This window comes from Curtobacterium sp. VKM Ac-1395, from assembly GCF_015350975.1.
In the GTDB taxonomy this organism is placed as follows: Bacteria; Actinomycetota; Actinomycetes; order Actinomycetales; family Microbacteriaceae; genus Curtobacterium.
In genome coordinates, this window is record NZ_JADKRX010000003.1 from 375803 (window position 1) to 399567 (window position 23765).

18 protein-coding genes and 1 pseudogene are annotated in these 23765 nt (G+C 71.4%); 3 read left to right on the plus strand and 16 right to left on the minus strand.

Annotated elements, in window-relative coordinates:
- A complete protein-coding gene (locus ITJ68_RS10415) occupies positions 1-648 on the minus strand; it encodes a DUF1990 family protein (protein ID WP_071276033.1) in 648 nt (215 codons plus the stop codon).
- Between the two features lie 132 nt (positions 649-780).
- Between ITJ68_RS10415 and ITJ68_RS10420 the strand changes: the two genes are divergently transcribed.
- Entirely contained in the window at positions 781-1266 is a 486-nt protein-coding gene (locus ITJ68_RS10420; protein WP_194661185.1) for a hypothetical protein, read from the plus strand.
- A gap of 3 nt (positions 1267-1269) precedes the next feature.
- Here the strand turns inward: ITJ68_RS10420 and lepA are convergent, their stop codons facing one another.
- Positions 1270-3117 carry a translation elongation factor 4 gene (gene lepA, locus ITJ68_RS10425; RefSeq protein ID WP_194661186.1) on the minus strand — a complete coding sequence of 616 codons (1848 nt, stop codon included), beginning with the start codon at positions 3115-3117 and terminating at the stop codon, positions 1270-1272.
- Between the two features lie 234 nt (positions 3118-3351).
- Positions 3352-4518: a pyridoxal phosphate-dependent aminotransferase gene (locus tag ITJ68_RS10430; protein ID WP_194661187.1), complete on the minus strand. Its 1167-nt coding sequence runs from the start codon at positions 4516-4518 to the stop codon at positions 3352-3354.
- A gap of 250 nt (positions 4519-4768) precedes the next feature.
- On the opposite strand from ITJ68_RS10430, the gene rpsT reads away from it, so the two are divergent.
- A complete protein-coding gene (rpsT, locus tag ITJ68_RS10435) occupies positions 4769-5029 on the plus strand; it encodes a 30S ribosomal protein S20 (protein WP_071276041.1) in 261 nt (86 codons plus the stop codon).
- A 282-nt stretch (positions 5030-5311) separates the two neighbouring features.
- On the opposite strand, the gene holA is transcribed toward rpsT, so the two are convergent.
- The 13 genes and pseudogenes from holA to ITJ68_RS10505 form a co-directional block, all read right to left on the minus strand.
- Entirely contained in the window at positions 5312-6331 is a 1020-nt protein-coding gene (holA, locus tag ITJ68_RS10440) for a DNA polymerase III subunit delta (protein WP_194661188.1), read from the minus strand.
- A gap of 568 nt (positions 6332-6899) precedes the next feature.
- Positions 6900-8072: pseudogene (locus ITJ68_RS19720) on the minus strand (ComEC/Rec2 family competence protein); the annotation flags it as partial.
- 698 nt (positions 8073-8770) lie between these two features.
- A complete protein-coding gene (locus ITJ68_RS10455) occupies positions 8771-9580 on the minus strand; it encodes a helix-hairpin-helix domain-containing protein (RefSeq protein WP_194661189.1) in 810 nt (269 codons plus the stop codon).
- Positions 9581-9673: 93 nt separating this feature from the next.
- Positions 9674-12229 carry a leucine--tRNA ligase gene (gene leuS, locus ITJ68_RS10460; protein ID WP_194661190.1) on the minus strand — a complete coding sequence of 852 codons (2556 nt, stop codon included), beginning with the start codon at positions 12227-12229 and terminating at the stop codon, positions 9674-9676.
- A gap of 100 nt (positions 12230-12329) precedes the next feature.
- The gene (cydC, locus tag ITJ68_RS10465; protein WP_228505221.1) at positions 12330-14027 is read right to left on the minus strand and encodes a thiol reductant ABC exporter subunit CydC; all 1698 of its coding nucleotides are present in this window, start codon (positions 14025-14027) and stop codon (positions 12330-12332) included.
- On the minus strand, positions 14024-15673 hold the full coding sequence (gene cydD, locus ITJ68_RS10470) for a thiol reductant ABC exporter subunit CydD (protein ID WP_194661191.1): 1650 nt from the start codon (positions 15671-15673) through the stop codon (positions 14024-14026). Before cydD ends, cydC begins: the two co-directional genes overlap by 4 nt.
- A gap of 11 nt (positions 15674-15684) precedes the next feature.
- A complete protein-coding gene (cydB, locus tag ITJ68_RS10475; RefSeq protein ID WP_194661192.1) occupies positions 15685-16689 on the minus strand; it encodes a cytochrome d ubiquinol oxidase subunit II in 1005 nt (334 codons plus the stop codon).
- A gap of 1 nt (position 16690) precedes the next feature.
- Entirely contained in the window at positions 16691-18103 is a 1413-nt protein-coding gene (locus tag ITJ68_RS10480; protein WP_194626006.1) for a cytochrome ubiquinol oxidase subunit I, read from the minus strand.
- A 268-nt stretch (positions 18104-18371) separates the two neighbouring features.
- Positions 18372-19295 (minus strand): ABC transporter substrate-binding protein, encoded by a 924-nt coding sequence (locus tag ITJ68_RS10485; protein WP_194661193.1) that lies wholly within the window; start codon positions 19293-19295, stop codon positions 18372-18374.
- Positions 19292-20020 (minus strand): ABC transporter permease, encoded by a 729-nt coding sequence (locus tag ITJ68_RS10490; protein ID WP_194661194.1) that lies wholly within the window; start codon positions 20018-20020, stop codon positions 19292-19294. Before ITJ68_RS10490 ends, ITJ68_RS10485 begins: the two co-directional genes overlap by 4 nt.
- Positions 20017-20733 carry an ABC transporter permease gene (locus ITJ68_RS10495; RefSeq protein ID WP_194661195.1) on the minus strand — a complete coding sequence of 239 codons (717 nt, stop codon included), beginning with the start codon at positions 20731-20733 and terminating at the stop codon, positions 20017-20019. The genes ITJ68_RS10490 and ITJ68_RS10495 overlap by 4 nt, the downstream gene beginning before the upstream one ends.
- Positions 20730-21656: an ABC transporter ATP-binding protein gene (locus ITJ68_RS10500; RefSeq protein ID WP_194661196.1), complete on the minus strand. Its 927-nt coding sequence runs from the start codon at positions 21654-21656 to the stop codon at positions 20730-20732. The genes ITJ68_RS10495 and ITJ68_RS10500 overlap by 4 nt, the downstream gene beginning before the upstream one ends.
- A gap of 238 nt (positions 21657-21894) precedes the next feature.
- The gene (locus tag ITJ68_RS10505; RefSeq protein WP_194661197.1) at positions 21895-22542 is read right to left on the minus strand and encodes a TetR/AcrR family transcriptional regulator; all 648 of its coding nucleotides are present in this window, start codon (positions 22540-22542) and stop codon (positions 21895-21897) included.
- A gap of 144 nt (positions 22543-22686) precedes the next feature.
- Here ITJ68_RS10505 and ITJ68_RS10510 point away from each other — a divergent pair, with 144 nt between their 5' ends.
- Positions 22687-23736 (plus strand): App1 family protein, encoded by a 1050-nt coding sequence (locus ITJ68_RS10510; protein WP_194661198.1) that lies wholly within the window; start codon positions 22687-22689, stop codon positions 23734-23736.
- Positions 23737-23765 lie beyond the last annotated feature (29 nt).

The following is a 23765-nucleotide window of genomic DNA, read 5'->3' on the forward strand; positions in this document are numbered from 1 at the left end:
TCAGTCCCCGCGCAGCGCCGCCAGGTACTTCTCGGCCATCACCCGCTGCTGCCGGCGGAGCAGCGGCGCGACGAAGCGCCACTTCGCGCTGGCCGGCTGCGAGAACTGGCGGACCTGCAGCCACACGGAGCCGTCCGCGGTGCGCTCCACCACGAAGGACTCCTCACCCGAGAGCGGGTGGCCTTCGAGCGTGCCGTACGCGAAGCCCTTGCGGTCGGGCTCGTCGATGATCGACACGACGCGCACAGGCGCCTGCACCGACCGACCGAACGCGTGCATCGTCAGCACGGCGGTGGTGCCGGCGGTCACGAGCGGGGTGCCGTCCGGTGCGAAGTGCTCGACCCGCGGCGTCCCGATGGAGGCCGGCGCGATGGGCACCCCCTGCTCGTCGAACGTGACGGGGTTGTAGCGGACGTCGTCGTCGTCGGGCGCGTCGTCCACCCGGACGCCCATCCCGCTGCGCTCCTGGATCTGCCACGTCAGCGCCTGGGTCACCGCGGTGTCGAACCGCTGGTCACCGTGCCCGATGCGGGCCCGGGACTCCGCCGGGGTGAAGCCCTCCGGCGGGTAGGTCATGAGGTCCGGCGCCTGTGTCGCACCGACCGCTCCGTAGGTCAGGGCGGTCAGGTACCCTCCGCGGCTGCTCATCCCGCCATCGTACTGGGCCTGACCGACGGGCCGGACCGCTCGGGGTCACCGGTGGAGACCCGCGTCCGGTTCCGGACAGGCACCCCGAACGGGAGGCTGCAAGTCGTTGCGTATGCATCTACCTTTGGGAGCGTGCCCCGCTCCAGTGCCCTCCCCCGTCGGTCCGTCGACCGACGCACCCGGATGGCCGGGATCGCGACGCTCGTGTGCTTCGCCGTGGCCGCTGCCGCGCGGGTCCTCGTCGACACGTCCACCGCTGGCTTCGACGCACCCGCCCGGTACACCACGGCGGCGCCGAGCGGGTGGACGGCCTTCGACACGGTGAACGTCGTCGCCGTGGCCGGTGCCAGCCTCGCCGGCGCCGCGGTCCTGCTCTTCGGCGCGACGCTCGTCTCCGCCCTGCTTCACCACCCGGGGCGCCGCCTGCCCCTCGTGATCGGGGCCGTCACGCTCGTGATGGTGCTCGGCGCCGTCCTCGCCGGGACGGTCGCGAGCGGCCGGACCGACTTCGCCGTCGTCACGGAACTCGAGCTGCTGCGGACCGCACTGGCAGGACTGGCGGTCGCGAGCCTCCCGGCGGTCGTCCTGGGCGCGGTGCGCGCCCGCGCCCGCCGCTGAGCCCTACTTCTTCTTCTCTTCGACGTCCCCGGAGAGCGCGGCGATGAAGGCCTCTTGCGGGACCTCGACGCGGCCGATCGTCTTCATGCGCTTCTTGCCCTCCTTCTGCTTCTCGAGGAGCTTGCGCTTGCGGGTGATGTCACCGCCGTAGCACTTCGCGAGGACGTCCTTGCGCATGGCGCGGATGCTCTCACGGGCGATGATGCGCGCGCCGATGGCGGCCTGGATCGGGACCTCGAACTGCTGGCGTGGGATGAGCTTGCGGAGTCGCTCGGTCATCAGCGTGCCGTACGCGTAGGCCTTGTCGCGGTGCACGATCGCGCTGAAGGCGTCGACCTGGTCGCCCTGCAGCAGGATGTCGACCTTGACGAGGTCGGCGGCCTGGTCGCCGACGGGCTCGTAGTCGAGGCTGGCGTAGCCCTGCGTCTTGCTCTTGAGCTGGTCGAAGAAGTCGAAGACGATCTCGCCGAGGGGCATCTGGTAGCGGATCTCGACGCGGTCCTCGCCGAGGTACTCCATGCCGAGCAGGGAACCGCGGCGCTGCTGGCACAGCTCCATGATCGCGCCGACGTAGTCCTTCGGTGCCAGGATCGCGGCACGGACCATCGGCTCGCGGACCTCGATGATGCGCCCGGTCGGGAACTCGGACGGGTTCGTGACCTCGGTGACCGTGTTGTCCTCGTTCGTGACCTCGTAGATCACGCTCGGGGCGGTGGTGATGAGGTCGAGGTTGAACTCGCGGGACAGGCGCTCGGTGATGATCTCGAGGTGCAGCAGGCCGAGGAAGCCGCAGCGGAACCCGAAGCCGAGCGCGACGGAGGTCTCCGGCTCGTAGACCAGCGCGGCGTCCGAGAGCTTGAGCTTGTCGAGCGCTTCGCGGAGGTCCGGGTAGTCCGAGCCGTCGATCGGGTACAGGCCCGAGAAGACCATCGGCTTCGGGTCCGTGTAGCCGGGCAGGGCCTCGGTCGCCGGGCGCTGGGCACTCGTGACGGTGTCGCCGACCTTGGACAGGCGGACGTCCTTCACCCCGGTGATGAGGTAGCCGACCTCGCCGACGGACAGGCCCTTCGTGGGGATCGGCTCCGGGCTCGACACCCCGATCTCGAGGATCTCGTGCGTCGACTTGGTCGACATCATCTGGACCTTCTCGCGCGGGGCGATCGAGCCGTCGATCATGCGGATGTACGTCACGACGCCGCGGTAGCTGTCGTAGACCGAGTCGAAGATCATCGCGCGGGGCGCGGCGTCGACCGTGCCGACCGGGGCGGGGACCGTCCGGACGACGAGGTCGAGGAGCTCCGGCACGCCGACGCCGGTCTTGCCGGAGACGCGGAGGACGTCCTCGGGCTTGCCGCCGATGAGCTGGGCGAGCTCGGCCGCGTACTTGTCGGGGTCGGCGGCGGGCAGGTCGATCTTGTTGAGGACCGGGATGATCTGCAGGTCGTTCTCGAGCGCCAGGTAGAGGTTCGCGAGCGTCTGGGCCTCGATGCCCTGGGCGGCGTCGACGAGCAGGATGGCGCCCTCGCACGCGGCGAGGGAGCGGGAGACCTCGTACGAGAAGTCGACGTGCCCGGGCGTGTCGATCATGTTCAGCGCGTAGGTCTGACCGTCGAGCTCCCACGGCATGCGGACGGCCTGCGACTTGATCGTGATGCCGCGCTCACGCTCGATGTCCATGCGGTCGAGGTACTGCGCGCGCATCGCACGGTCCTCGACGATGCCGGTGATCGAGAGCATGCGGTCGGCCAGCGTGGACTTGCCGTGGTCGATGTGCGCGATGATGCAGAAGTTGCGGATCGCGTCGGCCGGAGTCGCGGCGGGCTCGAGCGGAGCGGATGCTTGTGGGCTCACGGTTCCTCAGGTGGGTCGGACGGTCAGGAGATTGTCCCACGGTTGCGTCCCGGCAGCGTGCGGGCGGTGCGGGGCGGCCGCGCGGCTGGCGCGTGGTGCGAGGTTGACCACCTCGTGCAGCCCTGGATGCCCGCACGGGGCGACCGACCTCGCACCAGGCGGAGGAGCGCGCACGGTGCGGGGCCTGGCGGGGCCGCGCCGAGCCTCCCGGCCGGGTCCGACGGTGGGTCCGGCTCAGACGACCGCGTGCGCCGGGGCCGGCAGCGCGCCCAGGCCGCGCCGCAGGTCCTCCGGGGTCGCCGCCAGGCAGACGCGGATCCAGCCCTCGCCGCTGCGGCCGAACGCGCTGCCCGGCGCCACGGCGACCCGCTCGCGCTGCAGGAACGCCAACGCCCACGCGGCGACGTCGCCCTGGGCGGCGTGCGCGACGTCGATCCACAGGTAGAAGGAGCCGTCCGGTGCGTTGTACCGGATGCCGGCGGCGTCGAGGACCTCGGTCGCGACCTCGAGGTTGGCGCGGTAGTGCTCCCGGGCGTCGCGCACGGCGGAGTGGTCCCCCACGATCGCCGCGAGGGCCGCGTACTGGTCGGGCTCGGCGACGCAGCTGATCATCGACTCCTGCACGGTGCGCATCGTCGGGCCCAGGCCCTTCGGGGTCACGAGGTACCCGACCCGGACCCCCGTCATCGCGTACGTCTTGCTCAACGAGAAGGCGGTGAAGACGCGGTCGTCCTCGTCCAGGGCGGCCAGGCTGACGTGCCGGGCGCCGTAGGTGAAGTACTCGTAGACCTCGTCGCTGATCACCCAGAGGTCGTGTGCCTGCGCGAACGCCAGGATCCGCCGGAGCGTCGCCTCGCTGAACACGGTGCCGAGCGGGTTCGACGGCGAGTTCACCACGATGGCCCGGGTCCGCTCGGTCACGCTCGCCGCGAGCGCGTCGAGGTCCGGCTCGAACCCGTGCTCCGGCCCGAGGCGGTACGGCACCGGCGTCGCGCCGAGGATGTGGGCGTTCATCGTGAACGTCGTGTACCCGGGGTCGGGCACGAGCATCTCGTCACCCGGGCTGAGCACGAGGGTCATCGCCTGGAACAGCGCCTGCGTCGCGCCGATCGTCATCCAGATCTGCTCGAGGTCGGCCTCGATGCGGTTCTCCCGCCGGAGCTTCTCCTGCACGGCCAGGCGCAGCGGCGTGATGCCGCCGTTCGGGGTGTACCCGGTGCGGTCCTCGGTCCAGGCACGTCGGGCCGCGTCCCCGATGTGCGTGGCCACCGGGACGTCCGGCTCGCCGATGACGAGCATCGTGACGTCCACGCCGTCCGCCTGGAGCAGGGCGGCCTGCTCGAAGACGCGGCGGATGCCGGAGGCGGGGACGGTGTCGATCCGAGGTGCGAGGGACGGCATGCTCGACACGGTAACGCCAGCGTGTTTCGGGGCGGTGACACGGGCGTGGTTCGGCGCGGTGTCGCGGGCGTTGTTCCGCGCGGAGCCGCGGGAGCGGGGCGTGTCGCGCGCGTTGATCCGCACCCCTGACCCTGGTAATGTGGCTTGCTGGCTTACGCGTTCCGTCGCCCACGGGTGGAACGCGATGCGACCAAGGGCCCCTCTACCCAGCGGTCGCGACCACCCGTCCGAGACGAAGCAGGAGCAACACATGGCGAACATCAAGTCGCAGATGAAGCGCATCAAGACCAACCTCAAGGCCACCGAGCGCAACAAGGCCTACAAGTCCGAGCTGAAGACGTTCATCCGTCACACCAACGAGGCCATCGTCGCCGGCGACAAGGAGAAGGCCACCGCCGCTCTCGCCGTCGCGTCGAAGAAGCTCGACAAGGCCGTGAGCAAGGGCGTCATCCACAAGAACCAGGCCGCGAACCGCAAGTCGGCCATCGCGAAGAAGGTCAGCGCGCTCTGAGCGTCTGATCCTCTCGAAGGCTCCACACCGTTCCGGTGTGGGGCCTTCGTCGTTCGAGGGGTCGGCGCCGGCAGGCGTGGGTGGCGGCGGGCGCGCTGACGCCCGGGCGGCGGCGCGGCTGGTTCCGGATGGCGACGCACAACGGAAATCCGCTGGCGCCGCCGGAATCCGTGGTTCGGGCCGACACCAGTTGTGCGGCGTCGGCCTGGAGGCTCGGCTCACCGCACCGGGGCTCGCCGCGTCGGGCAATGGTGCGGCGTCGGCCGGGAGGCTCGGCTCAGCTCACCGGGGTTCGCCACGTCGGGCGATGGTGCGGACCATGACCTCGAGCGCGTAGTGGGCGTCGCGTGAGCCGCCCTTCACCGCGGTGTCGGCCTCGGCGATGCTGATGATCGCGTTCGCCAGCCCGGACTCACTCCACCCGGCGACGTCCCGCTGGGCACGCTGCACCTGCCACGGCGCCATGCCGAGCGCGGACGCGGCCTGACCGCTGGAGCCCCGGAAGGAACTGACCTTCGCCATGGTCCGGATCTTGCTCGCGAACGCGGCGACGATCGGCACGGGTGCCTCGCCCGTCGCCAGGGCGTGCCGCAGCTCGACGATGGCCGGAGCGGACCGCCCGGCGAGGGCGATGTCCGCGACCTTGAACGCGTTCGTCTCGACGCGGCCGCCGTAGTACTTGTCGACGACCCGGTCGGTGATCTCCTGGGCCTCGTCCGCCAGGAGCTGCCGGCACGCCGCCGCCAGCTCGGCGAGGTCGTCGGCGAACGCGGCGACCAGCGTGCGCACGGCCGAGGGTGCGATCTTGCGTCGGGCAGCGCGGAACTCCGCGTTCACGAAGTCGATGCGGTCGGTCTCCCGCTTGAGCTCGTCGCACAGGACCTCGATCCCCCCGCCGACGCCGCTGCGGATCGTGTCGAGGAGCTTCTTGCCGCGCACCCCGCCGCCGTGCCGCAGCACCAGGGTGACGTCGTCGGCCGGGGTGCCCAGGTACGAGATCGTCTCCGTGATGAAGGCGTCCGTGCACTTCTCGACGTTGGTGACCCGGACGAGCCGCGGTTCGCCGAACAGGGACGGGCTGGCGAGCGTCGCCAGCAGGCCGGGCGCGTACTGGTCGGCTTCGAGGTCGTGGACCTCGAGCGCGGGGTCCTCGCCGACGAGCAGGTCGCGGAGCATGCCGGTCGCACGCTCGGCGAGGAAGGTCTCGGGTCCGGTCACGAGGACGACGGGCGCGGGACGGATGCCCGACCACGGGACCTGGTCGATCTTCGCGGCGGCGCGCGCGGGCTTCTTGGCGGGCATGCGGTCCTTCCGACGGTGCGTGGTCGAGTCTACGGGCCGCCCCCGACGTGGGCCGTCGCAGGACGAGCGTCGCTGCAGTCCCCCGAGCAGCCGGTGTCGGTGTCCGTGTCGGCGACGGTGGTGCCGTCTGCCGTTCCGTCCAGACCTCCGGGCCGGCGACAGCACCACGGACGACGATCGTCCCCTGCCGGTCGGTGCGGAAGGGCGTCGTGCCGGCGGCGGCGAGCATCTCGAGCGCCCGCTCCGTCGGGTGCCCGTACGTGTTGTCCGCGCCCACGCCGATCAGCCCGACCGGCGCTGCGAGCTCGCGGTAGAGCGTGGGGTCCTGGTCTGCGGACCCGTGGTGCGCGACCTTCACCAGGTCGACGGGCCCGAGCGCCGTGGACGCCGGGACCGACCCACGCAGCCGTCGTTGTGCCGTGGCGTCGAGGTCCCCGAGGAACACCCCGGTCAGGCACGTCGTGCACCCCGGTGGTCGGTCCGTCCGCAGCACGATGCTCGCCTCGTTCCCGCTCGTCGGGTCCGACGCCGGCGGCCAGAGCACGTGCCAGGGCACCCGCCCGAGCACCCCGTGCACGCCGTCGTCGGCACGCCGGACGTCCACCCCCGCGGTCTCGAGCCGCCGGAGCACCCCGGCGTCGGCCGGCCGCACCGGCGGTCCGACGAGCGCCAGGTCCACGTCCCCGACGACCTCGTCCAGTGCACCGACGTGGTCCTCGTCGTAGTGGGTCAGCACGAGCAGGTCGATCCGGTCGACGCCGAGCAGGTCGAGACAGCTCCGCAGCCGAACGGGGTCGTCGCCGACGTCGACGAGCGCGGTGCTCGTGCCGTCTCGCAGGAGCACCGCATCCCCCTGCCCGACGTCGCACATCGCCACGGACCAGTCCCGCGGCAGCCCCGCGCGCGTCAGGACCGTCGGCACCACCGTGGTCGCGAGCCCGATCGCTGTCACCACCGAGGCCACGAGCACGAACGGTGTCCGGACCCCCGCCGGCGCGAGCACCATTCCGACGACCGCACCACTGACCACGACGGCGGTCACGACGCCGACCGCCCCGGCCGGCCACGGGAGCGAGGCCACGGGCAGCCCGGCCGCCGTCTGGGCGATGACCCCGATCGCGGCAGCCGGAGCCCACGCGACCGCCGCCACGACGCCGGCCGCTGCCGGCCACAGCGGCGCCAGCACGCACGCCAGCAGCCCGATGACCGTGACCACGGGGGCGAACGGCTCCGCCAGCAGGTTCGCCGGGACCGCGTACGTCGGCAGGGCGGGTGCGAGCGGGATCGTCAGCGGCCAGCACGCCACCTGCGCGGCGAACGGCACGGCGACGGCAGCGGCCACCGGTGTCCAGCAGCGCCGTGCGAGCAGTGCCGTCAGCGGTGGCCCGAGCACGACGATCCCCGAGGTCGCCAGCACCGACAGGCCGAAGGCGAACGACCGTGCGAACCACGGGTCGACGACGAGCATCACGACCGCCGCGAGCGCGATGAGCGGCACCCCACGGACCGGACGACCCGACAGGTGCACCACGAGCACGACGACGGCCATCACCGTCGCGCGGAGGATCGACGGGTCCGGGCGGACGAGCACGACGAACCCGACGAGGAGCGCCACCGCCAACGCTGCCCGGGCGCCACGGCCGAGCCCGGCGGCGCGACCGAGCAGCACCACGAGGGCCACGACCACCGCGCAGTTCGAGCCGGAGACCGCGGTCAGGTGGGTCAGGGCGCTGGCCTCCATCGCGGCCTCGGTCGCCGGGTCCAGACCGCTGCGGTCGCCGATCGCCAGCCCCCGGAGCAGCGCTCCCCCGGGCTGTGGCAGGTCCGCGGTCACGGTGGCGAAGGCCCCGCGCGCGTGGTCCGTCAGCGCGAGGAGCCCGGTCGGCGGTTCCGTGGCTGCCGGCCCGCGGAGGAATACCACGAAGGCGGTCGCGGACCCGGCCTCGTCCGGCTCGATCGCTGCCCGCGCCGTCAGCGTCGTGCCGGCTCCGAGCGAGCCCTGACGAGGAGCATCATCGTCCACAGCGGGAACCACTCGCACAGGCACGTCGAGCCCCGTCGCGGCGCCGACCGCACGCAGGGTCGCCACGACCGACCGGTCCGCCCCGGCGAGGTCCCGGTCGAGCACCACCGTCACGGACGCCGACCGCCCGGCCAGGGCCTCGAGTGCCGCGGGGCTCCGGCGGGGGTCCCCGACGGCGACGGCGACCGCGACGAGGGAGACGAACGCGGCGGACGTCACCACGAACGCCGCGACGACCGGCACGCGCTCGCCGGACGGCCGCACCCACAGCAGGGCCGTCCCCGTGAGGAGCACCCCGCCGGCGACCGCTGCCACCGCCCATGCCGCCGACGTGGACCCGACGAGCACGGCGGCGACGATCCACGCGACCGCGACGGGCACCGCGATGCGCAGGTCAGCTCGCGCGGGAGTGACGTTCACACGCGCACCCGGTCCTGCAGCTCGGCGAAGCGGCCGTCGCCGATCCCGCTGACGTCGAGCAGGTCCTCGACCGCGGAGAACCGACCGTGCTCGTCCCGCCAGGCGAGGATCCGCTGCGCCAGCCCCGGACCGATGCCGGGCAGGGTCTCGAGGGCGGCCTGGTCCGCAGTGTTCAGGTCGACGACGTCCGACGCTGCAGACCCGTCTGAGCCCGCGGCCCCGGACACCCCAGACCCAGGACCGGGATCAGCCCCAGCGGACCCAGCAGGACCAGCAGGACCAGCAGTGCCACCGCTGTCGGCCCCGAGCGCCTGCGGCACGTCGTCCTCACCGACCCGCGGCACGTAGAGCCGCTCACCGTCGACGAGCGGCCGCGCCAGGTTGAGCCGGGCGAGGTCCGCGTCCCCGGACGCACCGCCCGCGGCCTCGAGCGCATCGGTGACCCGGCCACCGCCTGGCACCGTCACCACCCCGGCGTGCGCCACGGCCCCGAGCACGTGCACGACCACGGACGGCGCGGCGGACGCCGACGACGCTGACGGTCCGGCACGCCCAGCCGAGGCCGAGGCCGACGCCGCCCCAGCACCAGCAGCAGCACCCCCAGCCCCAGCAGCACCAGCCCCAGCCCCAGCACCAGCCGCGCCTCCTGCCGGAGCGGACGCCCCCACCGACGCCGCTCCCGTCACCGACGTCACCCCGCCGGCGCCGCTCCCCCGCGAGCCGACCACGATGACGACCAGCGCGACGACGACCACCACGGCAGCGACGACGAGCGCCGCGCGGGGCGAGAGCGTGAACCGTGACATGGCCGGAACGCTACGGGGCCCGGTCCGACGACCGGGCCCCGACGAGCGACACCGTGGACGAACGACGCCGCCCTGCGCATGTGGAGGAGTGGACTACCCCTTGATGGCGATGTTCACGAGCTTCGGTGCCCGCACGATGACCTTGACGACCTCCCGGTCGCCGATGTACCGCTGCACCGACTTCGACGCGCGCGCGAGCCGTTCGAGCTCGTCGGCCTCGATCGACTTCGACACCTCGAACGAGTCACGCACCTTGCCGTTGACCTGGACCACCGCGGTCAGGGTCTCCTGCACGAGCAGCGTCGGGTCGGCCTTGCGCCACCCGTACGTGGCGACCGAGGCGTCGTAGCCCAGCGTCTGCCACATCTCCTCGCCGGTGTACGGCGCGAAGACGCTCAGCCCGAGGGCCACGGTCTCCGCGGCCTCGCGCACGGCGGGGTCGCAGGCACCGGGGCCGCTGTCGATGGCCTTGCGCGTGACGTTCACCAGGTCCATCAGCCGCGCGATCACGACGTTGAACTTGAACGACTCCATCAGCCCGGGGGCGTCGGAGAGGAACCGGTGGGTGACCTGGCGGACGGCTCGGTCGCCCTCGGCCCACACGGCGTCGGGCGTCGAGGTGACGTCCGTCGCCAGGCGGTACGCACGCGCCAGGAACCGTGCCGAGGCGGCCGGGGAGACGTCCTCCCAGTTGATGTCGTCCTCCGGCGGACCGGCGAAGCCCATCACCAGGCGGATGGCGTCGACGCCGTGCGCGTCGAGCTCGTCACCGAGGGAGACGCCGCCCTTCGACTTCGACATCTTCGAGCCGCCGGAGAGCACCATGCCCTGGTTCAGCAGCGCCGAGAACGGCTCGGTGAAGTCGAGGTAGCCGAGGTCGAACAGGACCTTCGTGACGAAGCGCGCGTACAGCAGGTGCAGGATCGCGTGCTCGACGCCGCCGATGTACTGGTCGACGGGTGCCCACTTGTTCACGAGCGCCGGGTCGAAGGCCTGGGTGTCGTCGTTCGCGGACAGGAAGCGCAGGAAGTACCACGACGAGTCGACGAACGTGTCCATCGTGTCGGCGTCGCGCTTGGCGGGGGTGCCGTCGACCGGGTTCGGTACGTTCACCCAGTCGGTCGCACCGCCCAGGGGCGACGTGCCCTTCGGCTTCAGGTCGAGGCCCTCGGTGGGGGGCAGCACGACGGGCAGCTGGTCCTCCGGCACCGGGTACTCGGTGCCGTCCTCGCCGTGGATGATCGGGATCGGGGTGCCCCAGAAGCGCTGCCGGGAGATCAGCCAGTCGCGCAGACGGTACGTCTTCGCTGCACGACCGGTCCCGCGCTCGTCGAGGAGCTTGATGGCCGCGGTGATCGCGTGCTGCTTGCTCATGCCGTCGAGCGGTCCGGAGTTGATCATCCGACCGGTGCCGGTCAGCGCCTGGCCGGTGCTGACCGGGTCGAGCGAGGGGATGTCGAAGTCGTCGAGCGTCGCGCCCTCGGGGATCACCGGGATGGCACCGGTCACGGCCGCGTTCGTGTCGACGACGACCTTCACGGGCAGGTCGAACGTCCGCGCGAAGTCGAGGTCGCGCTGGTCGTGCGCCGGGACCGCCATGACGGCGCCGTGGCCGTAGTCGGCGAGGACGTAGTCGGCGGCCCAGATCGGCAGGCGCTCCCCCGTCAGCGGGTGGATCGCGAACCGGTCGAGCGGCACGCCGGTCTTCGGGCGGTCCGCGTTCTGTCGGTCGATCTCGGAGGTCTTCTGCGTGGCGACGAGGTAGTCCTCGAACGCGGCGCGGGTGTCGTCACCGACAGTTGCGACCAGCTCAGCCGCCAGGTCCGAGTCCGGCGCCACGACCAGGAACGTCACGCCGTGGATGGTGTCCGGCCGGGTGGTGAAGACGGTCACGGGCTCGTCGCGGCCCTCGATCACGAAGTCGACGTCGGCACCGACCGAGCGGCCGATCCAGTTGCGCTGCATCGCGATGACCTTGGCGGGCCAGCGGCCCTCGAGCTGGTTCAGGTCGTCGAGCAGCCGGTCGGCGTACTCGGTGATCCCGAAGTACCACTGCGTCAGCTTCTTCTTGACGACGACGGCGCCGGAGCGGTCCGAGGTGCCGTCGGGCAGGACCTGCTCGTTCGCCAGCACGGTCTGGTCCACCGGGTCCCAGTTGACCCAGCTGTCCTTGCGGTAGGCCAGGCCCTTCTCGTACATCTTCAGGAACAGCCACTGGTTCCACTTGTAGTACTCGGGGTCCGAGGTGTGGATCTCCGTGGACCAGTCGAACGACGGCGCGTAGCGCTTGAACGACGCCTTCTGCTGCGCGATGTTCGCGTAGGTCCAGTCCTTGGGGTCGACGCCGCGCTTGATCGCCGCGTTCTCCGCGGGCAGGCCGAACGAGTCCCACCCGATCGGGTGCAGGACGTTGAAGCCCTGCTGCCGCCAGTAGCGCGCCACGAAGTCGCCGAGCGCCCAGTTCTCCGCGTGGCCCATGTGCAGGTCGCCCGACGGGTACGGGAACATCTCGAGGATGTACTTCCGCGGACGACGGTCGTCGGGGTCGGCGGTGAAGAGGCCGAGCTCTTCCCAGCGCCCCTGCCACTTGTCCTGGATGCGACGGAAGTCGTAGGCGTTCGGGTCCTCGACGTGCTGCTCGTTGGTCACGGAACTCTCAATCGGTCTGGAGGCGCGGTGCAGGTCGCGCGGACGTGCACCGGTCCCCAAGATTACAAGGCCGGTGCGACGGTGCGGGACACGCATGTGCTCACGCCGCGACGCGGCCGTCCCGCATCCGGATGGTCCTGGTCACCAGGGCAGCCGGCACCGGCACGTGCGACACGACGAGGACGGTCCGCCCGGCGGACTGGGCCGTGGCGACGAGGTCGCGGAGCAGCGCGTCGCCGAGGTCCGGGTCGATGTCGGCCGTCGGTTCGTCGAGGACGAGCACCGGGAACGCGTGCAGCAGCGCCCGCGCCAGTGCCAGCCGGTGCGCCTGCCCGCCGGACAGCAGCCCACCGCGCTCCCCCACGCCGGCGTCGAGCCCACCCCGCCGCTCGACCCAGTCGCCGAGGCCGACGCGCGCCAGGACCGCGAGGAGCTCGTCGTCGGTGGCCGACTCCTTCGCGAAGAGCAGGTTCTGCCGGACCGACTGGTCGAACACGAACGGGTCCTGCTCGATCAGGCCGACGCGGGCGCGGACGGCGTCGGGGTGCATCGTGCGGGCCTCGACGCCGTCGAGCGTGTACGACCCGTCGTGGTCGACGAACCGGACCAGGGCGTCCACCAGGGTCGACTTCCCCGCGCCGCTCGGCCCCTCGAGGACGACGACCTCGCCCGGCGCCAGGGTGAACGAGACACCGTCGACCGCGGCGACCTGGGACCCGGGCCAGCGCACGGTCAGGTCCCGCACTGCGAGCGTGACCGCACCGTCGACGACCAGGTCCTCCGGGGTGGCGTCGGCGTCGGGCTCCGGCACGACGCCGACGGGCGTGGTCCCCGGGACGACACGCTCCACGCGGTCAGCGGCTGCCCGGACCCGCCGCAGCGTGAGCACCGCGAGCGGGACGGTTCCGACGACCTCGAACAGGGCGAGCGGCACGAAGACCGCTAGTGCCCAGAGCGGACCGTCGAGCGCACCGGACACGACCGCCGGAGCTCCGACGGCGAGGACCCCCACGACGGCGCCGCCACCGATGAGCCCGACGAGCGCCCCGACGAGGGCCTCGACGCTGGCACGACGCCGGACGGCCCGTGTCACCCGGGCATCGAGGGCGTCGATGTGGGCGAGTCGCTCGTCGAGCGTGCCGTACGCGGCGAAGACGTCGAGCGTCCGCACGGTGTCGAGCACCAGGTCCGCGACCCGGCCCCGGTCCGCCGCGGTCTCGGCGTCGCTCCGCCGGGCGATCGACGCCGTCACGACGGACCCGAGCGCCGCGGCGACGACCAGCGCGACGAGCAGGACGAGCGCTGCCGGCACCGACACCAGGCTGACCGCCACGACCGACAGCAGCGCGGTGACGCCGGCGGACACGAGCGGCCCGACGACCCGGATCGGCAGGTCCTGCAGCCGGTCCGTGTCGGTGACGAGCCGTGTCAGCAGGTCGCCGCGGCCGGTGGAGCCGAGCCCCGCTGGCGCGACCGAGGCGAGCCGTCGGTACGTCTCCGTCCGGACGACGGCCAGCTGCCGGAACGACGCGTCGTGCCCCGCGAGCCGGTCCACGTACCGCAGCGCTGCCCGGCCGAGCGCGAACGCGCGCACCCCGACCATCACGAGCGTCAGGTACAGGATCGGCGGGTGTTCCGCCGCACGGGTGATGAGGTAGCCGCTCGCCGCGAGCAGCGCCACCGCGCAGAGCGCACTCAGCGCGCCGGCGGCGACGGCACGGCCCCACACCGGACCACGGGGCATGGCGAGCCGGAGGACGGAGCCGACCCGGGCCTCCCGGCTGGTGACGCGGCTCATGCGCGCGCCCCCTCGACCGGTGCGGGGCTGCCGACGTCGATGCGGACGTCGGCGGCCGCGATGACGGCGGGACGGTGGCTGGCGACCACGACGACGGCGCCGTCGTCGGCGAGCAGCCGGATGGTCTGCAGGACGCGGGCCTCGGCCTCGGCGTCCAGGGCGGACGTCGGTTCGTCCAGCAGCACGAGCCGGGTGCCGGAGCGGTGGTGCCGGTACAGCGCCCGCGCCAGGGCGACCCGCTGGGCCTGCCCGCCGGAGAGACCGGCTCCGCCGGACCCGACCTGGAGGCCCGGGTCGACTCCCAGCCCCGCCGCACCGAGTGCGCGTGCCACGGCCTCGGGCACGGGGGTCGCGCTGAGCGCGACGTTCTCGGCGACCGTCCCGCGGACGAGCCGGGGGCGCTGGTCGGACCAGCTGATGCGCTCGTCCCGCGTCGTGCCGGCGTCGCCCGGCACGACGACCGTGCCGTCGTGGGGCAGGACCCCGCGGATCGCTGCGATGAGGCTCGACTTGCCGGAGCCGCTCGGCCCGGCGAGGACGACGACCGTGCCGGGGGCGGCGCGCAGGTCGACGGGGCCGACGACGACGTCGGGACGCCGCACGGTGACGCCGTCGAGCACCAGGGCGTCGGCGGACGAGCGGTCCTCGTCGTCGTGTCCGTCGTGTGTGTCGTGCTCGTGGTCGTCGTCGAGGACGTCGAGGACGGCGGTGGAGGCCTCGACGCCGTCCTGGGCGGCGTGGAAGTCGGCGCCGACCTGGCGGATCGGCGCGAAGGCCTCCGGGGCCAGGACCAGCACGAACATGGCGGCGCCGAGGCCGAGCGAGCCATCTACCAGCCGGATGCCGATCGTCACGGCGACCAGGGCGACGGACAGGCTGGCGGCGAGCTCCAGCGCGAAACCGCTGACGAACGACAGCCGCAGGACGCCGAGGGTGCCACGACGGTGCTCGTCCGTGACCGTGGCGATGCGGCCGACCTGCCGCCGTGCACGCCCGAAGACCTTCAGGGTCGCCAGGCCCTCGACGGCCTCGGTGAACGCCCCGCCGAGCCGTGCCAGAGCGTCGGACTGTCGGCGCTGCAGGCTCTGCGTGGCCAGGCCGATGAGGACCATGAACACCGGGACCACGGGCAGGGCGCAGAGGACGATCACGCCGCTCGTCAGGTCGCCGACCCCGATCGCCAGGAGCAGCACCGGCGTGGCGACCGCGGTCAGGGCGAGCTGGGGCAGGTAGCGCCCGAAGTAGGCGTCGAGCGCGTCGAGCCCGGGGCCGAGCGTCGTCGCGAACCCGGCGCTCGAACGCGCGGCGAGCCAGGCGGGTCCCCGTTCGGCCGCGCGCGCCAGGACGGTCCGACGCAGTTCGCGCTTCACCGTCGCGGCGGCCCGGCCGGCGAGGTCGTCGGTCGCCCAGGCGGCGACGGCGCGGAGTGCGACGGCGCCGCCGAGCAGCCAGAGCGTCGGGACGAACGCCCCGGGGACGACACCGCCGTGGTGCACGGCGTCGACCACCTCGGTGACCGCGGCCGCGATCCCCCACGCGATGGCGACGGTGGCGACGGTCCGGAGCAGACCGGTGGCGGCGGCGGCCGCGATGAAGCCGCGCGCGGAGCGCGACAGGCGGAGCAGGCGCGGGTCGAGCGGCTTCATCGCGGACCGGCCTAGTGTGCCGAGGCGGTGACGTGCGCTCGGGAGACGCGCTTGCGGAAGACCCAGTAGGTCCAGGCCTGGTAGGCGAACACGAGCGGCACGAAGACCAGCGCCACCCAGCTCATCACCGTCAGCGTGTAGGTGCCGGACGAGGCGTTGGTCACCGTCAGGCTGTTCGCCGGGTCGACCGAGTCGGGCATCACGTCCGGGAAGATCGCGGTGAACATGGCCAGCACCACCGCGGCGATCGTCACGGCCATCAGCGTGAACGCCCGACCCTCGCGGCCCCAGGCGTTGCAGAGCACCGCCAGCACCAGGGCCACCGCGGCGACGACGGAGCACACGAGCGACGCCGGGGTCGCCCGGACCGAGGCCATCGCGACGAGGAACACGGCCGCCACGACGATCGTCACGATGCCGGCGCGGGTCGCCAGGCGCTTGGCCCGCTCGCGGATGTCGCCCTCGGTCTTCAGCGCGATGAACACGACGCCGTGCGTGAAGAACACGAGCAGCGTCGCCGCGCCGGTCAGCAGCGCGAAGGGGTTGAGCAGGTCGAACAGCGTGCCGGTGTAGTTGTGCCCGCTGTCCATCGGGATGCCGCGGACGACGTTGCCGAACGCGACGCCCCAGAGGAACGACGGGACCGCGCTGCCGACGATGATCATCAGGTCGAACCGGCGCTTCCACGAGCGCTGCTTGTCCTGGTGGCGGTACTCGAACGAGACGCCGCGGAGGATGAGCGCCGCCAGGATGAGCAGCAGCGCCAAGTAGAAGCCGGAGAACATCGTGGCGTACCACTCCGGGAACGCCGCGAAGAGACAGGCACCGGCGACGATCACCCAGGTCTCGTTGAGGTCCCAGACCGGGCCGATCGTGTTGATCATGACGCGCCGGTCGGTGTCGTCCTTCCCGAGGAAGGGCAGCGCCATGCCGACACCGAAGTCGAAGCCGTCGAGGACGAAGTAGCCGACGAAGAAGAGTCCGACGATCGCGAACCAGAGAACGGGCAGGTCCATCTCAGTACACCGTCACTTCGTGCTTGACCTCGCCGGTCGTCTCGTCGACCTCGGCCGGTGCGGCCGGGCCCTCCTGGGCGACCTTCTTGATGAGCCGGAACTCGACCACCGCGAGGGACCCGTAGATGAGCGTGAAGACGACCAGCGAGATGAGGACCTCGAGTCCGGTCACGTTCGGCGAGACGCCGTCGCTCGTCCGGAGCAGCCCGAACACGAGCCACGGCTGACGGCCCATCTCGGTGAAGACCCAACCCATGATCATCGCGGCCATCGGCAGCGGCACCGCCCAGGTGGCGACCCGCCACACCCACCGCTGCTGGGGGAATCGCCCCTTCCGGGTCAGCCACAGCCCGGCCAGTGAGACCATGACCGCGCCGACGCCGAGGGCGATCATCCAGCGGAACGACCAGTACGTGACCCAGATGACGGGCTTGTAGTTGCCCGGACCGTAGACCTGCGTGTACTGGGCCTGCAGGTCGTTGATGCCCTCCACCGTGCCGTTGAACGTGTGGGTGGAGAGGAACGAGAGCAGGTAGGGCACCCGGATCGAGAAGAGCTCGTGGACCCCGTCCGGCGTGCCCAGCGTGAAGACCGAGAACGAGGCGTCCTTGCCGGTCGCCGTGTTGTAGAGCGCCTCGGCCGCGGCCATCTTCATCGGCTGGGTGTCGACCATCGTCAGGCCGAGCTGGTCGCCGGTGAGGACCGTGAGCGCCCCGGCCGCGACCATCGTCCACAGGCCGAACTTCAGTGCCGGCATCATCGTCTCGAGGTTCTGGTTGCGGGCCAGGTGCCAGCTCGCCACCGCGATGACGACGCCGGCGGCGACCATGAAGCAGGCGAACAGGGTGTGCGGGAAGGCCGCGAGGGCGACCTTGTTCGTCAGCACGGCCCAGATGTCGGTGAGTTCCGCGCGGCCCTTGGCCTCGTTGATGACGTAGCCGACCGGGTGCTGCATGAACGCGTTCGCGGCGATGATGAAGTACGCCGACATGATCGTGCCGGCACTGACGCACCACATGCTCGCGAGGTGCAGGCCCTTCGGCAGCCGGTCCCACCCGAAGATCCAGACGCCGATGAAGGCCGCCTCGAAGAAGAACGCCAGGATGCCCTCGAGTGCAAGCGGAGCGCCGAACACGTCCCCGACGAAGCGGGAGTAGTTCGACCAGTTCATGCCGAACTGGAACTCCTGCACGATGCCGGTGACGACCCCCATCGCGAAGTTGATGAGGAACACGCGACCGAAGAACCGGGTGAGCTGCAGGTAGTGCGCCCGGCCGGTCCGGTACCACGCGGTCTGGAACGTCGCCACGACGACGGCCATGCCGATCGTCAGCGGGACGAACAGGAAGTGGTAGATCGTCGTGAGGCCGAACTGCCACCGCGACAGGATCAGGGGATCGAGGATGTCGTTCATGCGGCGGTACCGGTTCGGAACGCCGCGCGCTGTTGAGGCACGTCAGTTGCTTCCTGTGGAGGGGGTACTTCTGGTTCGTGTCACGCCCTCGGGACACCTCCACGCTAGCGCTCCTGCCACCGCTTCGACAAGTTGTAGAACCCTCGACTGCACGAACGTGCAACGCCCCTGATCGGCACAACCGTGCGGAACAGATGTCGCCCCGGGAACGACGACAGGCGCCGGGCTGATGCCCGACGCCTGCCGTGTGGAGGAAGCGATCTGCTGGTTACAGCAGGCCCTTGTCCGTGAGGAACTCCTTGGCGATGGTCGACGCCTTCTCCTTGTCGGCCGTGCTCTTGGCGTTCAGCGAGATGAGCTCGTCCGTCGTCAGGACCTTGCTCACCTTGTCGATGTCGGCGGCGGCCTTCTCGCTCACCTTGCTCGACACGACGGGCGTGACGTTCTGCGGCAGGATCAGGTTCTTCGGGTCCTTCAGGGAGACGAAGTCGTTCGCCTTGATGCTCGGGTCCGCGCTGTAGATGTCGGCGAGCTGGACGGTGTCGTCCTTGAGCGCCTTCACCGTCAGTGCCCCGCCGGAGTCCTCGACCGCCTTGAAGTCGACGTCCACGCCGTACTCGGACTTCAGGCCCTCGGGGCCGTACGGCCGGGTCTGGAACTCGGAGTTCGCACCCACGGTGAGTGAGTCCTTGACCTTGGACAGGTCGGACAGGCTCGTGACGTCGTACTTCTCCGAGAACGCCTTGGTGACCGTGTAGCTGTCCTGGTCGGTGGCCTCGGCAGAATCGAGGGCACGGAGCCCCTTCGGCAGCGCGTCCTTGAGCCCGGACGCGATCTCGGACGCGGTCTTCGCGGTCGACTTCTTGTCGTAGTACTGCAGCAGGTTGCCGCTGTACTCGGGCATCACGTCGATGGCGCCCTTCTGCAGCTGCGGGAGGTACACCTCGCGCTGGCCGATGTTGTAGTTGCGCTTGACGTCGAAGCCGTCCTTCTCGAGGACCTGGGCGTAGAGCTCGGCGATGATCTCGTTCGAGTAGTACTGCTGCGAGCCGATGACGATGGTCTTCGAGTCGGACGAGGCGCTCGAACCGCTGTCGAGCGGGTCGCTGGACGCGCAGCCGGCGAGGGCGGCGACGACGCCGACCGCCAGCGCGGCTGCGACGCCGACGCGGATCTTGGGTGCTGTGATCACGAGGGGTTTCCTTCCGGGAGGGGATTGCGGGCTCGCTCGCGCGATCCCTTGCGTCGCCCGGCTTCCCGGCCGGAGACGCCCGCGGGCACCACCACCCGTTGCAGCAGGGAGAAGACGATCTCGAACGCGATCGCGAGGGCGATCACGAGGATGGAGGCGCCGAGCATCATGGCGTAGTCCTGGGTCTTGAGCCCGAGGAACACGTACCCGCCGAGCCCGCCGGAACCGACGTAGGCGGCGAGCGTCGCGGTGGCCACGACCTGGAGCACGGCGGCGCGGATGCCGCCGATGAGCAGCGGGAGTCCGAGCGGGATCTCGACCTTGGTCAGGATCTGCCACCCGGTCATGCCCTGCGCGCGGGCGGCGTCGACCGTGACGGGGTCGACGGACTCGATGCCGGCGTAGGCCCCGGCGAGCACCGACGGGATCGCCAGGACGACGAGCGCCAGGAGCGGTGCCTGCAGGTTCACGCCGAGCAGCAGCCCGAACAGGGTCAGCACGCCGAGGGTCGGCAGGGCGCGGATGCCACCGGACAGCGCGATCGCGAGACCACGAGCGCGGCCGGTGTGGCCGATCAGGTAGCCGAGCGGCACCGCGATGACCGAGGCGATGAGCACCGCGAGCAGCGAGATCCAGACGTGCTCCCACAGCCGCGCGGGGATGGGGTTGAAGCCGGTGTAGTTGGCGGGGTCGAACACCCAGCCGAAGGCCTGTCCGATGATCACGAGGTGGCCTCCGCTGCCTGGAGCACGCGACGGGCCTGACGCCGGGACACGGAGGTTTTCCGGGTCCACGGCATGACCACGCGGCCGAGCAGCACGAGCAGGCCGTCGACCGCGAAGGCCAGCACGAGCACCATCACGATGCCGGCGACGATCTCCTCGGTGATGCCGCGGCCGATGCCGTCGGTGAAGAGCGACCCGAGGCTGGTGATCCCGAGGACCGCGCCGACCGTGGTGAGCGAAATCGTCGAGACCGACACGACCCGGAGGCCCGCGAGCAGCACCGGTCCGGCCAGGGGCAGGTCGACGCGGAAGAACCGCTGGACGCCTGAGTACCCCATGGCGGTGGCGGCGCCCGTCGTCGCGCTGTCGACGGATTCGAGCCCGTCCACCGTCGACCGGACCATGAGCGCCAGGCCGTACAGCGTCAGGCCGATGACGACGTTGGCCGGGTCCTGCAGGCCGGTGCCGATGAGGCTGGGCAGGGCGATGAACAGCGGCAGCGACGGGATCGCGTAGAGGAGACCGGCGAAGGTCACGATGCCGCCGCCGAGGCCGCGGGTGACCTGCTTGCCGCCGGGCCGCCGGAGACGCACGACGAGCCAGCCGATCGGGATCGACAGCAGGAAGCTGATGACGATGGGCGGCAGGGCGATCGCCAGGTGCGCCACGGTGTCGTCCCTGATCGTGTCGAGGTTCGACAGCACCCAGTTCACCGCAGACCTCCACCCTGCGCCGGAGCACCCGGGGCGTCGTGGGACGCTCCGGCCTCGTCGGTCGCGGGCAGGGTGGACGGCACGGCAGCGGCGGCGTCGACCACCGCCACGGGACCGGTCAGGACACCGGCGGCACGGCCGTCACCGTCGACGACGATCGGGCCGGTCGGCGTCTGCTCGATGCGCAGTGCGCGTCGGCCACGGCCGGCCCCGATGAAGTTGGCGACGAAGTCGTCGGCCGGCTCGGAGAGGATCTCGGCGGGCGTGCCCATCTGGGCGATCTCGCCGCCCTTCTTGAGGATGACGACCTGGTCGCCGAGCTTGAAGGCCTCGTCGATGTCGTGCGTGACGAAGACGACGGTCTTGCCGAGTTCGCGCTGCAGCCGGATGAGCTCGTCCTGCAGGTCGCTGCGGACCAGCGGGTCGACGGCGCCGAACGGTTCGTCCATCAGCAGGATGTTCGGGTCGACGGCCAGGCCGCGCGCGACACCGACACGCTGCTGCTGTCCGCCCGAGAGCTGCGAGGGGTACCGGTCCGCGAAGGCGCGGTCGAGGCCGACGGTGTCCATCAGCTCGAGCGCACGCTGGCGGGCGTCCTGCTTGGACACGCCGGTCAGGAGCGGCACCGTGGCGATGTTGTCGGCGACCTTGCGGTGCGGCAGCAGTCCGGCGTTCTGCATCACGTAGCCGATGCTGCGCCGGAGCTTGACCGGGTCGACACCGGCGACGTCGTCGCCGTCGATCGACACGGAGCCCGACGACGGGTCGACCATGCGGTTGATCATGCGGAGCAACGTCGTCTTGCCACAGCCGCTGGACCCGACGAAGACCGTCGTGGTGCGGGAGGGGATGACGAGGTCGAACCGCTCGACGGCGTTGGTGCCGTCCGGGTACGTCTTGCGCACCGAGCGGAATTCGATCATGGGGTGGGTGCCCTTCTGGTAGGAGGTAGCCCGACTCCGAGGAGAGTACCCGTCAGGACCGACACTGGCCGCCTGTGGTGACGAACCGTGACCGAAAAACCGGTCGTCGCCCCGATCTGGGGGCGACCGCGGTGCCCCCGGAGGCCGCAGGAACGACGCCACCCGCGCCTCCTGGCAGGAGACGCGGGTGGCGGGTGGTCCGGTTGACGCGCGGCGTGTCGGACGGGCGGGTCGACGGTCAGGAGGCCGCGATCACCGACTCCATGTAGCCGCGGGTCATCGTGCGGTAGGCCTCGATCAGGGCCTGGTCCGGGTGGTCCCGGTCCCGGTGGGCGCGTGCCAGGACGGCGTGGCCGGACTCGGCCAGGACGACCCAGGCGCGGGCGACCGCCTCGTTCTCCGGGACGCCGAAGCGCTCGCGCATGATGCCGCCGACGGCGCCACCGAGGGCGGCCATGCGGTCCTCGTCGTCGCCGACGCCGGACTCGGTGGCGTCACCGAAGCGGATCGCGCGGAAGCCGGGCTCCGTGCGGTACATCTCCGACGTCATCGCGATGAAGGCGTCGCAGGCGGCCTGCCACGTGGTGGCGCCGGAGGTCTCGAGGGCTTCGAGGAACTTCTCGGCGAGCCGCTGGGTGCAGCGGATCGCGAGGGCCTCGACGACCGCGATGCGGTCCGGGAAGTAGCGGTAGACGGTGCCGATCGACGCCCCTGCTCGTTCGGCGACCATGGCGGTCGTGAGCCGTTCGAACCCGATCTCGTCGATGACCGCAGCGGCGGCGTCGAGGAGTCCGGCGAGGCGCGCCGAACTGCGGGCTTGGACCGGCTCGTTCCTGAGCAGTGATGATCCCCCCGGCAGTGCGTTCGTGACCTCGGTGACGAGCACGTGTTCTCCTTCTCGCGGTGACCGCGGGCTGATTGTCCGACGGGGGCAACTCTCGCAGAGACCGGCTGGAACATCCCTGCGATTCCCGGGGTGTCGAACTCCGTCCGACGACAACCGGACAGTGGCGCATGGGATGATGGCCCGATGCCCGACCCGAGGTCCCATGAGCTGTCGCTCCCCGAGCCGATCCTCCACCGGGCCGCTCGCATCGAGGACGCCGTCCAGGAGTTCCGTGAACAGCGCGCCAGACGGCACGGTCTCGTGCCCACCGTCATCCCGTACACCGGCTACGGCGCGCCCGGATGGATCCGAGTTCTCTGCCGGGTGCTGCTGACCCGTCGCGGGTTGGCCTCCGACGCGTCGTTCACCGGTGTCCGCGGTTGGAAGACCTTCACGAGCGTCGCGGTGGACCACGCCGAGGTCACCGTGACCGCCGGCGGTTCGACGCACACGGTGCAGTCCGACCGCGGCGGCGTCGTCGACACGATCGTGCCGATCGACCTCGAGCCCGGCTGGCACACGATCCGGCTGTCGGCTGGTGGGCAACGCGAGGCCGAGGCGGACGTCTTCGTCGTGCACCCGGACACCCGCTTCGGCCTGCTCTCCGACATCGACGACACCGTGATGGTCACGTCGCTCCCCCGCCCGATGCTCGCGGCGTGGAACTCCTTCGTCGTCACCGAGCACGCACGACGACCCGTCCCCGGCATGAGCGTGCTGTACGAACGCGTCCTCGCGCAGCACCCCGGCTCCCCCTCGGTGTACCTGTCCACCGGTGCCTGGAACGTCGCGCCCACGCTGCAGCGCTTCCTGACCAGGAACATGTACCCGTCCGGCACCCTGCTGCTCACCGACTGGGGCCCCACGCACGACCGCTTCTTCCGGAGCGGACAGCTGCACAAGCACGACAACCTGCGGCGCCTGGCGCGGGACTTCCCCGACGTCCGGTGGCTGCTCGTCGGTGACGACGGCCAGCACGACGAGGCGTTGTACGGCGACTTCGCCCGCGAACACCCGGAGAACGTGGCCGGCGTCGCGATCCGCCAGCTCTCCACGAGCGAGGCCGTCCTCGCCGGTGGTCGCTCCCGCGCGCAGGAACGCTCCCGCGACTCGTCGGCGCCGTGGGTGTACGCCCCGGACGGCGCCGGACTGTGGGCGGAGCTCGCGCGGGTCGGGCTCGTCGAGCTCGACTGAGCTCGCGCGGGCCGGGCGCGACCGGACTC

Coding starts and splice junctions, on each gene's coding strand:
- rpsT (WP_071276041.1), top strand. CDS start 4,769: ATGGCGAACATCAAGTCGCAGATGAAGCGCATCAAGACCAACCTCAAG.
- ITJ68_RS10415 (WP_071276033.1), bottom strand. CDS start 648: ATGAGCAGCCGCGGAGGGTACCTGACCGCCCTGACCTACGGAGCGGTC.
- ITJ68_RS10455 (WP_194661189.1), bottom strand. CDS start 9,580: ATGTCACGGTTCACGCTCTCGCCCCGCGCGGCGCTCGTCGTCGCTGCC.
- ITJ68_RS10480 (WP_194626006.1), bottom strand. CDS start 18,103: ATGAACGACATCCTCGATCCCCTGATCCTGTCGCGGTGGCAGTTCGGC.
- cydD (WP_194661191.1), bottom strand. CDS start 15,673: ATGAAGCCGCTCGACCCGCGCCTGCTCCGCCTGTCGCGCTCCGCGCGC.
- cydC (WP_228505221.1), bottom strand. CDS start 14,027: ATGAGCCGCGTCACCAGCCGGGAGGCCCGGGTCGGCTCCGTCCTCCGG.
- ITJ68_RS10500 (WP_194661196.1), bottom strand. CDS start 21,656: ATGATCGAATTCCGCTCGGTGCGCAAGACGTACCCGGACGGCACCAAC.
- cydB (WP_194661192.1), bottom strand. CDS start 16,689: ATGGACCTGCCCGTTCTCTGGTTCGCGATCGTCGGACTCTTCTTCGTC.
- holA (WP_194661188.1), bottom strand. CDS start 6,331: ATGCCCGCCAAGAAGCCCGCGCGCGCCGCCGCGAAGATCGACCAGGTC.
- ITJ68_RS10430 (WP_194661187.1), bottom strand. CDS start 4,518: ATGCCGTCCCTCGCACCTCGGATCGACACCGTCCCCGCCTCCGGCATC.
- ITJ68_RS10510 (WP_194661198.1), top strand. CDS start 22,687: ATGCCCGACCCGAGGTCCCATGAGCTGTCGCTCCCCGAGCCGATCCTC.